Annotated in this window: 13 protein-coding genes; 6 read left to right on the top strand and 7 right to left on the bottom strand. The window is 29.6% G+C overall.

What is annotated here, in order from left to right; all coding sequences use genetic code 11:
• Window positions 1-15: 15 nt before the first annotated feature.
• Genes OLM52_RS01330 through OLM52_RS01305 form a run of 6 tightly spaced genes read right to left on the bottom strand, consistent with a single transcriptional unit; the run spans window position 16 to window position 6405 of the window.
• Entirely contained in the window at window positions 16-987 is a 972-nt protein-coding gene (locus tag OLM52_RS01330; RefSeq protein ID WP_264549360.1) for a hypothetical protein, read from the bottom strand.
• A 3-nt stretch (window positions 988-990) separates the two neighbouring features.
• Window positions 991-2439, bottom strand: a complete 1449-nt coding sequence (locus OLM52_RS01325; RefSeq protein ID WP_264549359.1) for an MBOAT family O-acyltransferase — start codon at window positions 2437-2439, stop codon at window positions 991-993.
• 20 nt (window positions 2440-2459) lie between these two features.
• On the bottom strand, window positions 2460-3725 hold the full coding sequence (locus OLM52_RS01320) for an O-antigen translocase (RefSeq protein WP_264549358.1): 1266 nt from the start codon (window positions 3723-3725) through the stop codon (window positions 2460-2462).
• Window position 3726: 1 nt separating this feature from the next.
• Window positions 3727-4296 (bottom strand): acyltransferase, encoded by a 570-nt coding sequence (locus OLM52_RS14305; RefSeq protein WP_319800214.1) that lies wholly within the window; start codon window positions 4294-4296, stop codon window positions 3727-3729.
• A gap of 1 nt (window position 4297) precedes the next feature.
• Window positions 4298-5428, bottom strand: coding sequence for a DegT/DnrJ/EryC1/StrS family aminotransferase (locus OLM52_RS01310; RefSeq protein ID WP_264549357.1), 1131 nt, complete (start codon window positions 5426-5428; stop codon window positions 4298-4300).
• A complete protein-coding gene (locus OLM52_RS01305) occupies window positions 5425-6405 on the bottom strand; it encodes a GNAT family N-acetyltransferase (protein WP_264549356.1) in 981 nt (326 codons plus the stop codon). Before OLM52_RS01305 ends, OLM52_RS01310 begins: the two co-directional genes overlap by 4 nt.
• A gap of 227 nt (window positions 6406-6632) precedes the next feature.
• Between OLM52_RS01305 and OLM52_RS01300 the strand changes: the two genes are divergently transcribed.
• The gene (locus tag OLM52_RS01300; protein WP_264549355.1) at window positions 6633-8306 is read left to right on the top strand and encodes a gliding motility-associated C-terminal domain-containing protein; all 1674 of its coding nucleotides are present in this window, start codon (window positions 6633-6635) and stop codon (window positions 8304-8306) included.
• A 2-nt stretch (window positions 8307-8308) separates the two neighbouring features.
• On the opposite strand, the gene OLM52_RS01295 is transcribed toward OLM52_RS01300, so the two are convergent.
• A complete protein-coding gene (locus tag OLM52_RS01295; RefSeq protein WP_264549354.1) occupies window positions 8309-9049 on the bottom strand; it encodes an RDD family protein in 741 nt (246 codons plus the stop codon).
• Window positions 9050-9069: 20 nt separating this feature from the next.
• On the opposite strand from OLM52_RS01295, the gene OLM52_RS01290 reads away from it, so the two are divergent.
• Genes OLM52_RS01290 through OLM52_RS01270 form a run of 5 tightly spaced genes read left to right on the top strand, consistent with a single transcriptional unit; the run spans window position 9070 to window position 13874 of the window.
• On the top strand, window positions 9070-10047 hold the full coding sequence (locus OLM52_RS01290; protein WP_264549353.1) for a stage II sporulation protein M: 978 nt from the start codon (window positions 9070-9072) through the stop codon (window positions 10045-10047).
• Entirely contained in the window at window positions 10031-10969 is a 939-nt protein-coding gene (locus OLM52_RS01285) for a hypothetical protein (RefSeq protein WP_264549352.1), read from the top strand. Before OLM52_RS01290 ends, OLM52_RS01285 begins: the two co-directional genes overlap by 17 nt.
• On the top strand, window positions 10959-11669 hold the full coding sequence (locus OLM52_RS01280) for a DUF4129 domain-containing protein (RefSeq protein WP_264549351.1): 711 nt from the start codon (window positions 10959-10961) through the stop codon (window positions 11667-11669). The genes OLM52_RS01285 and OLM52_RS01280 overlap by 11 nt, the downstream gene beginning before the upstream one ends.
• Window position 11670: 1 nt before the next feature.
• A complete protein-coding gene (locus OLM52_RS01275; protein ID WP_264549350.1) occupies window positions 11671-12864 on the top strand; it encodes a DUF4350 domain-containing protein in 1194 nt (397 codons plus the stop codon).
• Window positions 12864-13874, top strand: a complete 1011-nt coding sequence (locus tag OLM52_RS01270; RefSeq protein ID WP_264549349.1) for an AAA family ATPase — start codon at window positions 12864-12866, stop codon at window positions 13872-13874. The genes OLM52_RS01275 and OLM52_RS01270 overlap by 1 nt, the downstream gene beginning before the upstream one ends.
• Window positions 13875-14023: the final 149 nt, after the last annotated feature.

Raw genomic sequence — 14023 nt, 5'->3', positions numbered from 1 at the left:
ATTAAAAACTATAATTTACTTTTTGTAATTAGAAATATTGTTTTCTCTTTCTTTTATGTCAGTTGCGAGTTTTCTTGTAAAAAGTTCGGCTCCAAATTTGTTTAAATGACTTGCGTTGTAAAAAAGATTTTTATCTAAACATATTTCATCTGTAGAATAATCATAAAATGTTAAACTATATTTTGTAGACAAATCTTCATAAATTTGAATTATTTCCTTTCGGTTTGATACAAAGTTCTGCCCTTCAATATATTCGGGAGCATAAACTAAAATTAAATCTATCTTCTCTCTTTTACATTCTTGAATAAATGATTCAAATAATTGCATACTTTGTTGATGCAATTTAACTTCATAAGACTTCATTTCTGCTTTGGCAGTATCAAAATCGGAATTCCATTTTAAATCCATTCCTAAATAACCTTTATTTCGATAAGTTTTATTTGATGAACCTGTTAATAGCATTTTTATACTCCCTTTTAAAGCTTGAAATTTTCCCGCATATCTAATAAGTGGTATCTCGTAATCATATTTTGTGTAACCTTTATAAGAACTTGTATATTTTTTAATGTTTTTATTCCATAACATATATGGAAGAAATTGATCTGACTCATACAAATCATCTCTTTTTTGCAAACTATATAAATCTACCGCTAATATTATTTTTTTGGGTTTATTGTTGTGTTTTAACAGTTCTAAATGTCTTAAATATTGTAACCAAAAATTATGACCATCAATTCCAAAATTATAAGCTGTAAGGTTTAATGAATCGCTAATAATTGCCGGGTCAATATGTACCCATGCTCTTGAAGAACCATAAATTGCCACTTCACAATTAGCCTTAGAATTATAAATATCATTCATTACTTCAAATTCTCCTGGAAACTGATTTGATTTACTTAGAAAGTAAGAAATACCATAGTCAAGAGGCAATATAAGCACTATTAAAGGCAAAATAAAAAACAATATTTTGAATATGAATTTTCTCATAAATTAAAACTGAAAATAAATAAATTGCTGCTCTTTACCGCCAAATAAAAATATTATAATGATAATGGAATAATAAAACAAGTAGCGCAATGGTTGTTTCCATTTTGAACCAAAATGTTCAATTGCATATTGCTTTTCTCTTCCTTGCCATTCTATTAAAATAAAAAACAATATGAGAATAATTGTTGTCAAAGCCTTTATCATTCCTTCAAATTCAGGAAAAGTAAAAAGAGATGATGAGAAAATTTGAGAAATATAACTTAAAGCATGTTCTATGTTTTCAGCACGAAAAAATATCCATGCTAAAACGGTTAATCCAAAAGTTAACAACATAAACAAAAGTTCTTTTGCACTTGGTAGTTTTGAGCCTTGAGCTACAATTCCAATATTATTACGATGGCTATTTGTTAATAATAAAGGTAAAAAATAGATCGCATTTAAAGCGCCCCATGCAATAAAAGTCCAGTTAGCTCCGTGCCAAAATCCACTGACTATAAATATGAGAAATGTATTTGTAATTTTCATCCACGTTCCACCACGACTGCCGCCAAGTGGAATATATAAATAATCTCGAAACCACGTTGAAAGTGAAATATGCCATCGTCGCCAAAACTCGGCAATATCCCTTGAAAAATAGGGAAAGTTAAAATTTCGCATCAAATCAAAACCAAAGAGTCTGGAAGTTCCAATTGCAATATCTGAATAACCCGAAAAATCACCATAGATTTGAAAAGTAAAAAACAAAGCTCCCAAAACTAAAGTACTTCCTGAATAATCAGATGAATTGTTGAAGATTAGATTTGCAAACTCAGCACAATTATCAGCAATTACAATTTTTTTAAATAATCCCCATAGAATTTGTCGCAAACCATCAACAGCTTTAGAATAGTTAAATGTTCTCTTTTTATTAAACTGGGGTAACAAATTAGTTGCTCTTTCAATTGGGCCAGCAACAAGTTGAGGAAAGAAACTCACAAAAGCAGAAAAAATAATGAAATCTTTTACTGGTTCAATTTTTTTTCTATACACATCAATAGTATAACTCATTGTTTGAAAAGTATAAAAACTTATTCCAACAGGTAATATTATATTGAGTGAATTTGCTTTTATATCGGAACCAAAAAATGAAAAAGCAGTTATAAAATTGTCTAAAAAAAAGTTGTAATATTTAAAAAAACCTAGAATTCCAAGATTTACAACAATACTTACCCATAATAATAGTTTCCTTTTTAACTTATTTTCTTCAAAACTTAAAATTCTACAAACAGTATAATCAACTATAGTACTTAATAGAATTAGTAATAAGAAATTCCAATTCCACCAACCATAAAAAAAATAACTAACTAAAACAATTAATGCGTTTTGTAGTTTTAAATTTTTGTTCGTTACAAACCAATAAAGAAAAAAAACTATTGGTAAAAAAATGGCAAAGTCTATTGAGTTAAAAAGCATTTTTGCTATTTTTAATTAAATTATACTCTTTTTTTATATTTAAAAAACAATTTTCTAAACATCAATAAAACTACAAAAAAGGTTATCGCATTTGCAATTACATACGCTTGCATAACTCCTTTTACTTGAAGCGAATCAAACAGAAAAAAACTTAAACCTAAAAACAATCCGTTGTAAATGATTTCAATAAAAATATATTTTGAAACCATAGCTTTTACAAGGATTTGAAAGCCAAAAGCTAAAGTCATCACTCGAAATAAATCGCCAATAAGTTGCCAAATTAACAATTCGCTCACCGCTTGAAATTCTGAAGTTAATGCAATTGAAATTATAATATCTTTTAATAAAAAAACCATTAAAAGAACGCCCATAAAAACCGGAATTAATATTTTAAAGTAATATTTTAATTCGGTTTTAAATTCATCATCCGTTTTTAAAGCTGATAACTTTGGCAAATAATACAACGATAATCCAGCGCTAAAAAACATCATATAAAACCCTGATATTCTTGTAATTGCTTCCCAAATTCCTGCATTGTATAAACTTGAATTATCAATAATATAATTACGAATTAAAATGGCCGTAACTGGAATTAAAATCGCACTAACTAAAGCCATTCCTATGAATTTAGATATTGTTTTTAGATAATGAGATTGAAATTTGAACGAAAAAGAAAATTGCTTTCTTACAAAAAAAACAGCGACAAAAAAGCTAACAAAATCGGCAATCGCAATCGCAAAAAAAGCACCTTCCAACTCTTGTTGGTAAATAAAATAAAACGAACTTACAAATAAGAGAATATTCGTACTAATTTGAATACCAACGATTTTCTTAAATTCTTGATTGGCATTAAAAATAGTGATTAGCAACGTTTGCAGAACAAAAAATGGCAATAAAACAGCAAAATAGTTCAAATAAACCGAAAAAACAGGGTTTTGAAATAAATAAGAACTTAATGGTTCTGCGAACAAAACAATTAGTATTGTTAATACAAACGATAAGCCCAAAAAGAATACTAAAAAAGAAGAAACAACGCTGTTTTTTTCTTCTTTACTATCTGTATTTTCTAAAAATAACTTGATTAAACCTTCTTTTAAACCTAAAACACTAATCGATTTGAATAATGATGTAAAACTTCTAAAATTTCCCGTTAATGCCATTCCGTTTGGTCCTAAAAACTCAGAAATGATTCGCACAGAGAAAATTCCCAACACAAATTGAACCAATACGCCAAAAGCATTTAGTGATAAAACTTTAAGTAATTTATGTTTTTCGAAAAAATTCAAATTAAATTTCTTTAGTAATTTTTGCTGGATTTCCAACAGCAACTACATTAGCAGGAATACTTTTTGTTACAACAGAACCATTACCAATCACCGAATTTTCGCCAATAGTTACCCCTTTCAAAATGGTAACATTATCACCTATAAAAACATTCTTTTCAATTGTAATTTCCGCACATTTTGGCGTTCCTGAAAGTCGTTTGTCAATTGCTAAATCATGTCCATCGTTATCCAGAATAGCACAATTTATTCCAATCAAAACATTATCATGAATCGTAACTTTTGAAAGCGATTCGATGGAACAATTGTTATTAATTGAGACGTCATTTCCAATGAAAATTTCACTTTCTGAACTTCTTGCTTCAAAATAAGAGTAATGTGAATAGTAGTTTGGTGAATTTACAACACCAATTTGTACATTTTTTCCAAACGAAATCTTACCTTTTCCGTTTAAAAGTAATGGATGATATAATTTGGGTTGACCCAAAACCTGCTGACAAGTTGATAAACTTTTATATTTTAATATCCGTAGCTTTACAAAAGTAAATTGTTTCAATTGATGCAGAATTCCCATTTTAATAATGATTTAAAGTTGAAATAATATGCTGAATTTCATCATCAGTCAAACTTGGATTCATTGGAATACTCACTACTTCTTCGTGTATTTTTTCGGTAATTGGAAACGATAGATGATTCCAATTAGACAACGCTTTTTGTTTGTGTGGCGGAATTGGATAATGAATCATCGTTTCTATTTTGTTATTTTTTAAATAATTTTGAAGTGCTTGACGGTTTTGAGTACGAATGATAAATAAATGAAATACATGATTTTCGCTCCCATCCCAAAATGGCAAGACTAATTTATCATTTTTAATTTCAGAAAGATAGCGTCTTGCAATTTGTCTTCTAAATTGATTTTCAGCGTCTAAATGAGGTAATTTCACATTTAAAAAAGCCGCCTGCAATTCATCTAATCGTGAATTTATACCAATAATTTCGTTTTCGTATTTTACTTTTGAACCATAATTTCTTAAAGAAAATAAAACCTCTGCCAATTCATCATCATTCGTTGTAATCGCACCACCATCGCCAAGAGCTCCTAAATTTTTACTGGGATAAAAGCTGTAGGCTGTTGGATGATAAGATGCTGAAACGAGTTCAGCATGACAATCTGTGACTGAAAACTGCGACTGAACACTAAATTTTGCGCCATGAGCTTGAGCTGCATCTTCAACTACTAACAAATTATGTTTTTGAGCAATTGCATTTATTTGTTCCATTTCGCACAATTGTCCATATAAATGAACGGGTAAAATAGCTTTGGTTTTGGAAGTGATTTTTTGTTCAATCCAATCCGGATTAATGTTGAAAGTCTCAAATTTTGGCTCCACTAAAACCGGAACTAAATCGGCTTGTAGAACTGCTAAAATACTAGCAATATACGTGTTAGCAGGCACAATAACTTCATCTCCTTTTTGCAATTTCCCCAAATGAATGTAGGCCTTGAAAATTAAGACTAAAGCGTCTAAACCATTTCCAACGCCTATACAATGTTTTGCTCCACAATAGCTTGCAAAATCAGCTTCAAATGTTTTCACTTCATTTCCTAAAATATACCAACCCTTCGTTAAAAATTGTTCCATTTTTTCTTGGAGTGCAATTTCAAACGGTTGGTTTATTTTTTTTAAATTTAGAAATGGAATCATATTAAAACGTTTTCTAAAAGTGAATAATTCTTGGTTTCAATTTCATAAAAATTTTGAACTATTGTTCGCGCTCCAAAACTTTCTTTCCAAAATAACAATCCATGATTAATGTTTTTTCCATGATTTTCATTGGAAATTCCGAAATCAAAAAAGTCTTTTTTAGGAAATACTTCATGAATTAAATAATTATGTAAAAAATCTAAACTACCCAATTCATTTTTATTTGAATTTCCAGAAATATATTGCGAATGCACAACAGAATTTGATTCAAAAATTGTGGTTCCGGCAACTATCTCGTTTTCTTTATACACATTAAATTGTCTAATATTGTTTGGAAATTTTGACTTTAAAAACGTAATTTCATCAAGTGAATGAACTGGTTTTGCTCTGTGTTTTTGCTTTAAATTAGGAATTAAAATTTCATTCCAAAATGACTCAAAACTTGCCTCTTCTTTGCAAATCAAATTATTTTCTTTGCCTTTTCTAATTCCTTCAATTCTTCCTTTAGTAAAGAGAAAATCAGTATGCATTGCTATTACTGATAAGGTGTCTCTTCTAACTAATTTCGCATTTAAAATAAAACTTAAATATTCCATTTCTTCAGAAGGAAATTTGGCATAAAAAGAAGGTAATTGTTTTAAATTAAGGGTTGAAATTTCATTCTCATATAAAAAACGCAACAAATTGAATGTTATTTCAATTACTTCTTGCATTTTTGTTTTTTGGTTTAGAACCAAACCGCCATACGTTAATCCTTGATGTGAAAAAACGATATCATCTACCTTATTTGCAGGCAAAATGGCTTTCAAATTTTGGTTTTCGTCAAAAATTAAGAGTGAAAAATCCTGAAATCTATCGCTGTGATATTCCATAAAATCGCGATGAAATAAAAAAGTAGCATTTTTAGCAGTGGCTACAAATTCATTCCAGAGCGAATAATCGGGTGATTGATATTTTCTAATGAAATAATTCTTCAAAACTTATTTTTAATTGCGGAAAATTACTAATTTTTTAGTTGCCAAAGTTTCATTATCCTATTTTTTAAAAAAAATATAGTAAATTGGAACCATAATTTCTGAATAATAATGTGTTGAAAAAAATTATTTGCCTCCTTTTTTGGGTTCAACTCTTTTTTCCTTCCTATACAAATGGACAGGATATAACACTTTATGAACAAGTAAACGGTCGGTATGATTTTACTTTTGTGGGAAACACATTAAATAGTGCAGAAAACAATCCAACTTTAGGCTATGTCACGGGAAATTCATCTTCAGCAACATTAAATTTAGGAAGTGGAGATTCGATAATAAGAGCTTATCTGTATTGGGCAGGAAGTGGAGATGGTGATTTTGAAGTAGATTTAAACGGGATTCCAATTACTGCAGAACGTACTTTTAGTCATTCGCGTTTTTTTGCACCAAATACCTTTACCTATTTTAGTGCTTTTAAAGATATTACAACATTTGTTCAAACTACTGGAAATGGCACTTATACAGTTTCAAACTTAGATATTTCACCTTATGAACCACTTCATTATTCAAGAAAAACAAATTTTGCGGGTTGGGCCATTTTAATTGTTTACGAAAATCCAAATTTAACATTGAATCAGCTGAATATTTATGATGGTTTGCAAGGTGTACCTGATACTTTACAAATAAACCTAACAAATTTATTTGTGCTCAATAATACAAATGCAAAAGCTGGTTTTATTGCTTGGGAAGGAGATTCACAACTTCCAACCGAAACTTTTACGGTTAATGGTACAACAATTAGTAATCCTTTTAATCCAATAAATAATGTATTTAATAGTACTAATTCTGTAACTGGTTCAACCACACTTTACAACATGGATTTAGACATTTATGATATTGATAGTTATGTTTCTATTGGAGATACAAATGCTACCATTACATTGTCTTCATTTCAAGATTTCATAATGATTAATACCGTTATTACCAAACTCAACAGTCAATTACCCGATGCAACTATTGTAACCAGTAATCCAATAACAAGTTGTAATTCGAGAGAAGTTGCTATAGATTTTACGGTTTCAAATACCAATAGTACTGAAGTATTACAATCAAATACGCCAATTACTTTTTATGCAGACGGAATTGCAGTAGGCACAACATATACTCAAACTGTCATACCAATTGGAGGAAGTGAAAATGGCACTTTTACACTAACTATTCCAAGTGCAATTCCCTTAAACTTTACACTTTTGGCTGTAGTTGATGATGCTGGAAATGGTGATGGAATAGTTACCGAATTAAATGAAAACAACAATTCTTTTGAATTAGATATCGAATTATTGGTTTCACCAGACTTTAATGATTTATTAGATTTAACAAGTTGTAATTTAGGATTTACCAAAGGATTATTTGATTTTTCAAGTTATGATGAACTGGTGAAAACAGATTTGAATCAAACAGTATCTTTTTACGAATTTTTTGATGATGCTACAAACAGTATCAATCCGATTAATAACACTTCAAACTACGAAGCTTTTTATACACCAAAAGAAATTTTTATCCGAATTGAAGATGAAAATTGTTATTCAATTACTTCTTTTAATTTATTAACTCGAAATTGTCCACCAAGAATTTATAACGCCGTTTCGCCAAATAATGATTATAGCAACGATGTTTTTTTTATTGATGGTCTTCGAGATATTTTTGTGAATTTTGAATTAGAGATATACAATCGATGGGGCAAACATTTATGGTCAGGAAATCAAGATAAACTGGATTGGGATGGAACTGTTCCGGAAGGAATTGGAAATCAAAAAGCAGCTCCAGGAACCTATTATTATATTTTATATTTGAATGATCCAGATTATCCTGAACCTTTAACAGGCTATTTGTATATTAACTACTAAAATTACATGTTTTGAGTGTAATAGTTGTAATCTTTCAATAAAGTTCTAATGAAATCTTGATCATTTCCTGATTGGTTTTTTATTCCAGTAACCGAAAGTACTTTTTCTCTCAACTTAATTATAGTCGCATAATCTCGAGTTGTAATCGCGGTTTCAAAGGTTTCTTTGATAATCCTAACATCATTATCCGATAATTTTATAACCAAAGGATAGGTTGGCACATAATCAGAATTGATGTCTTGAATAATTGTATGATTTATATTGACCTTATTTTTTAAAGTAATCACAGCTGTTCCTGCTGCCATATCCCCTAAACGTTGATTTTTTTGACTTGCAATTATTGTAATTAGCCCTATAATTCCATTTCCAATAAAAACTTCAACCAATCTAAACAACCATCGTACTAAATAATCGCCAAAACCAGCCTGATAACCATCTAACTTAATCACTTTGGTTTTCATTATGCGCTTTCCAATGGTTTGACCTTCCCACAAACTTTCCTGAACTATGGTGTAAAACATTATAGGTGAATAAATTATCCCATAAACAGCCATTATTGACCAATCATCCATAGCTTCAATTGTAGTGGTTAAACCTGTAATGTCTAAAAAAAATCCAATAACAACTACATAAGCTATCATAACCAGAATATCAAGCAGTTGCGCAAAAATTCGATCTCCTACAGAAGCCGCCGTAAAATTTATATTTACATTTTGTGTTGTATTTATGGATAATTGTGTCATATTTTATATTTTAGCATTTCATGAGAGAAATAGCATTCATAAAGCAAAATAAAGAAAAATGGCTTGAATTTGAACAAGCAATTTTTGGTAAAGCTAAAAAAAATCCAGATGATTTAGCCAATCTGTATATACATTTAGTGAATGATTTGTCGTATGCGCAAACGTATTACCCTAAAAGTAAGACAGTTGTCTATCTAAATCATTTAGCGGCACAAACCTATCAAAAAATTTATAAAACGAAAAGAACAGAAACCAATCGGATAAAACATTTCTTTTTAACCGAAGTGCCTCTTTTAGTTTATCAATACAGAAGATATATTTTGTATGCATTTTTGATTTTTGGAATTTTAACAACGATTGGAGTAGTTTCGGCTAAAAACGACGATACATTTGTTCGCTTGATCTTAGGCGACCATTATGTAAATATGACTTTAGAAAATATCGAAGACGGAAATCCGGTTGCGGTTTATAAAACGGGAAGTAACTGGGGTGGTTTTATTGCAATCACATTAAATAATCTTCGAGTTGGAGCACTCTCCTACTTTTTTGGAATTTTTTTAGGAGTAGGAACATTCTATATTTTATTGAACAATTGCATTATGTTGGGTTCATTTCAATACTTTTTTTATCAAAGAGGTGTTTTTTGGGAAAGTGTTAGAGGAATTTGGATTCATGGATCAATGGAAATTTTTGCAATGATAATTGAAGCAGGTGCCGGATTTATTTTGGGAGCCAGTATTTTATTTCCACAGACTTTTTCTCGCTTAAATTCGTTTAAAATTGGTTTTCAAAATAGTTTCAAAATATTTTTAAGCACCATGCCCTTTACCTTTGCCGCAGGTTTTTTAGAAGGCTACATTACAAGATTTTCTATGGAAATGCCTACCTATTTAAGCATTGGTATCATTTTAATAACCTTATCAATTATTAGTTTTTACTATCTAATTTATCCGTTTATAGTACACAAAAAAGCAAAGAAATATGTTTCAACTTTATAAAAAAAGAGATTTTAGCGCTCTTATAGGTGATACTTTTAACTTTTTTAAGTTGGAAGGAAAAAATTACTTTAAAAACTATTTTACCATCAATGGCGGATTACTTTTGCTTTTAGTAGTTATCATTTATTTCTTTTCAAATATTTTTATCAAAGGTGCTTTTGCAGGAGCTCAAAACGGAAACGATGACGCTTTTGTTAATGAAATTTACAGCAATTTATCGTTATTTATTGGGTTTGGACTCGGAATGATTTTACTTATGACCATAATTTCAGTTATAAATTATTCATTTCCTATTGCCTATTTAAAATTAATTGAAGAAAACAAAGAACGAAACTTTCAAAATTTAATCACCTATTTCAAAAGTAAATTAGGTAGAATTATTTCGTTTTATCTTCTTTCGTTAGTCATTTTAATTCCATTACTAATAATTGTTATTGGACTTACCATTTTATCCGTTTTTATCTTAATCGGAATTCCTTTAATTTTTCTATTAATCCCAACGATAACAAGTTTTATTGCATTAACGTATTACAATTATATAACCGAACAAATTGGTTATTTTGATGCGTTAGGCAAAGCCTATGAAATGCTAAAAAGTAAATTTTGGCCTATTATTGGTGCTACTTTTATTGTACATATGATTATTCAAATTACACTCGGAATTTTTACAATAATTCCATATATTATTGGTGTTATCACACTTTTTATAAATCCTCAATCGTTGCAACAAAATCCTGAAAATGCAATTTCATTTGTCATGATTTTACTAACAGCCATCATAATTATTTCTATTATTTTTAATTATACTTTACAAAACATCATTTTAATTAATCAAGGTGTTATTTTCTACAGTTGTAAAGAAGAATCTGGAAATGTGAGTGTAAACAACAACATTGATTTAATTGGAACCGATGAAGCTTAAATTGCTATTTCTTTACCTTATTCTTTGCTTAGGAAACGGTTTTGGCTTTTCACAGGTACAAACCGATTCTGCTGCTTTTCAGTCAAGAAAATTTGAAGACTTAAAAGAAAAATATTCCGACTCAGATTTCAATTATGTTGAAAAACCAACAAAAGTAGACACAACGGCTTGGGACAGGTTTTGGAGTGCTGTAAAACGATTTTTTAGTAATTTATTTGACTTTGGTGACGGAACAAAAGCATTAAGTGGTGTAGAAATTCTTATGAAAATAATTGCCATTTTAATCATTCTTTTTGTGGTTTATTTGATTGTAAAAATTATCATCAATAAAGAAGGTGGTTGGATTTTTGGTAAATCAGCAAAAAAAATTATAGTTTCAGAACTTACAGAAGAAGACATTCATTCTCTTGATTTTAACACGATAATTACGAAAGCTAAAAAAGAAAAAAATTACCGATTAGCAACGCGTTATTATTATTTATGGCTGCTTAAATCGTTTTCTGATCGCACTATAATTGAATGGGATATTGAAAAAACCAATGGGGATTATATAAATGAAATTTCAAATGCGGAATTAAAATCTGAATTTCAGTTTTTGTCTTACGTTTATGAATACAGTTGGTATGGCGAATTTGACCTAACGCAAACCGATTTTGAAAAAACAGAAACCGCTTTTCTAAAATTAATCACTAAGAAATAATATGCCAAAGAGTTTAAAAATATACATATTTCTTTTAGTAGTAATTTTCATTGGTATCATTTGGGCAGATGCTACAAAAGAAAGACCAATTGATTGGCGAGAAAGTTATTCACTTAACGAAAAAATTCCGTTTGGTTTATTCGTTTTTAATCAAGAACATAAAACACTTTTTAAACCGCAAACTGTTGAGAAATTTAGCGAATCACCTTATGAGTTTTTAGATCGAAATTACAACACTTACGATTCTATATATGATATCGAAGGAACCATTTTATTGATTCAAAACAAATCGGCAATTGATGAGTTTTCTGAAAACGAACTTTTCTATTTTGCTAGTCATGGGAATACTATTTTTCATAGTAATTCTATTTTTTCTCAAAAATTTGCAGATTCGCTCGGCTTTGAAATAAAATATTCAAATGATTTTGCAGATTCACTTCAATTCAAAATAAATCGAAATCAAAAAGCTAGTAATTTCTATTTTAACAAAGGCATTAATACGGCTTATTTTTCAAAAATTGATAGCAGTAAAACAGAAGTTTTAGGTACGCAAATTAATTCAAAAGGAGAAAAATTTGCAAACTTTATAAGAGTTCCCTATAAAAACGGAAATTTCTATTTGCATTTGCAACCGGTCGCTTTTACAAATTACTACCTTTTAAATAAACACAGTCAATATACCGAAGATGTTTTAGGCTATATCCCTTCAAAATCATCTATATATTGGAAAGTAAAACAATATGATAACGAAGAATTATCGAGTTCGCCAATGCGTTATTTATTGAGTCAACCGGCTTTAAAATGGAGCTGGTATTTAGCTTGGATAACTTTGATAATTTTTATGTTTTTCAATGCAAAACGAAGACAACGCGTCATCCCAATCAAAGAACCATTGAAAAATACCACAGTAGATTTCACAAAAACCATTGGAAACTTATACTATCAAGAAAAAGACCATCAAAATATTGCTGAGAAAAAAATCATTTTCTTTTTAGAAAAAATAAGAAATGAATATTACATTGACACCTACAATTTAGATGAAACATTCATCAATAGAGTCAATCAAAAAACAGGAAGAACTAAAAAAGATATTGAAAATGTTGTATTTATGATTAAAAAAATTAGAAATCAATCCAATACAACCGAAAAAGAATTAATTACTTTTAACGAACTATTAGAAAAACTCAATTTATAATGGAAAATAATTTTGAAACCAATAACGAACAAAACGAAAATGTAAACTTTGAATCGCGTTTAAATTTACAACCGTTACAAGAAAATGTTCAAAAAGTAAAAGCCGAAATTGCAAAAGTAATTGTGGGTCAAAACAAAATGATTGATCAACTTTTGGTTGCTGTTTTATCAAACGGACACGTTTTATTGGAAGGTGTTCCAGGAGTGGCAAAAACCATTAGTGCCAAACTTTTAGCAAAAACATTATCCTTAGACTTTAGCCGAATTCAGTTTACACCCGATTTAATGCCTTCGGATATTATTGGAACTTCAGTTTTTGATTTATCGAAAAGTACTTTTGAGTTTAAAAAAGGTCCAATATTTTCCAATTTTATTTTAATTGACGAAATCAATCGTGCGCCAGCAAAAACACAAGCTGCTTTGTTTGAAGTAATGGAAGAACGCCAAATTACAGCTGATGGAACTACGTATGTTTTAGAAAAACCTTTTTTAGTAATTGCCACACAAAATCCAATTGAACAAGAAGGAACATATCGTTTACCTGAAGCGCAATTAGACCGTTTTCTGTTTAAAATCAACATCGAATATCCAAATTTAGCTGAAGAAATTCACATCATTCAAAAAGAAAATGAATTACAGAGTCGTGATAAAATGAGCGCAATTGCAACCATTATTTCACAAAGTCACATCATTGAATTTCAAGAATTGGTCAAACAAATTCTAATTGAGCAAAATTTGATTGAATACATTGCAAAAATCGTTTTAAATACGCGTGAAAATGCGTTTTTATATTTAGGAGCTTCGCCAAGAGCTTCAATTGCAATTTTGAATGCAGCCAAAGGTTTTGCAGCTTTACGCGGAAGAGATTTCGTAACACCAGATGATATTAAAGACGCGGCAATTCCTGTTTTACAACACCGAGTAGTTGTAACTCCAGAACGCGAAATGGAAGGAATTACCAGTACCGAAATCATCAAACAAATTGTGGATTCAGTTGAAATTCCAAGATAATTTTCTAAAAGTTAAAGATAGTTTGTCATACTGAACTCGTTTCAGCATCTATTCTCAATAAACTTCCGTAAATATCGAATTTCAGCATCTATAATACAAATTTTAAAAAATAAATGAAACGCATTTTTAAACAGCTTTATCTCAATAAT

Source organism: Flavobacterium sp. N2820 (assembly GCF_025947285.1).
In the GTDB taxonomy this organism is placed as follows: domain Bacteria; phylum Bacteroidota; class Bacteroidia; order Flavobacteriales; family Flavobacteriaceae; genus Flavobacterium.
The sequence above is the reverse complement of the archived record's forward strand: the minus strand, read 5'-3'. Positions and strand labels throughout refer to the sequence as shown.

Excerpts from the sequence above, each read along its gene's own strand:
- OLM52_RS01325 (WP_264549359.1), bottom strand. The coding sequence starts at position 2,439 with ATGCTTTTTAACTCAATAGACTTTGCCATTTTTTTACCAATAGTTTTT.
- OLM52_RS01290 (WP_264549353.1), top strand. The coding sequence starts at position 9,070 with ATGAGAGAAATAGCATTCATAAAGCAAAATAAAGAAAAATGGCTTGAA.
- OLM52_RS01330 (WP_264549360.1), bottom strand. The coding sequence starts at position 987 with ATGAGAAAATTCATATTCAAAATATTGTTTTTTATTTTGCCTTTAATA.
- OLM52_RS01280 (WP_264549351.1), top strand. The coding sequence starts at position 10,959 with ATGAAGCTTAAATTGCTATTTCTTTACCTTATTCTTTGCTTAGGAAAC.
- OLM52_RS01310 (WP_264549357.1), bottom strand. The coding sequence starts at position 5,428 with ATGATTCCATTTCTAAATTTAAAAAAAATAAACCAACCGTTTGAAATT.
- OLM52_RS01275 (WP_264549350.1), top strand. The coding sequence starts at position 11,671 with ATGCCAAAGAGTTTAAAAATATACATATTTCTTTTAGTAGTAATTTTC.
- OLM52_RS01285 (WP_264549352.1), top strand. The coding sequence starts at position 10,031 with ATGTTTCAACTTTATAAAAAAAGAGATTTTAGCGCTCTTATAGGTGAT.
- OLM52_RS01295 (WP_264549354.1), bottom strand. The coding sequence starts at position 9,049 with ATGACACAATTATCCATAAATACAACACAAAATGTAAATATAAATTTT.
- OLM52_RS01270 (WP_264549349.1), top strand. The coding sequence starts at position 12,864 with ATGGAAAATAATTTTGAAACCAATAACGAACAAAACGAAAATGTAAAC.
- OLM52_RS14305 (WP_319800214.1), bottom strand. The coding sequence starts at position 4,296 with ATGGGAATTCTGCATCAATTGAAACAATTTACTTTTGTAAAGCTACGG.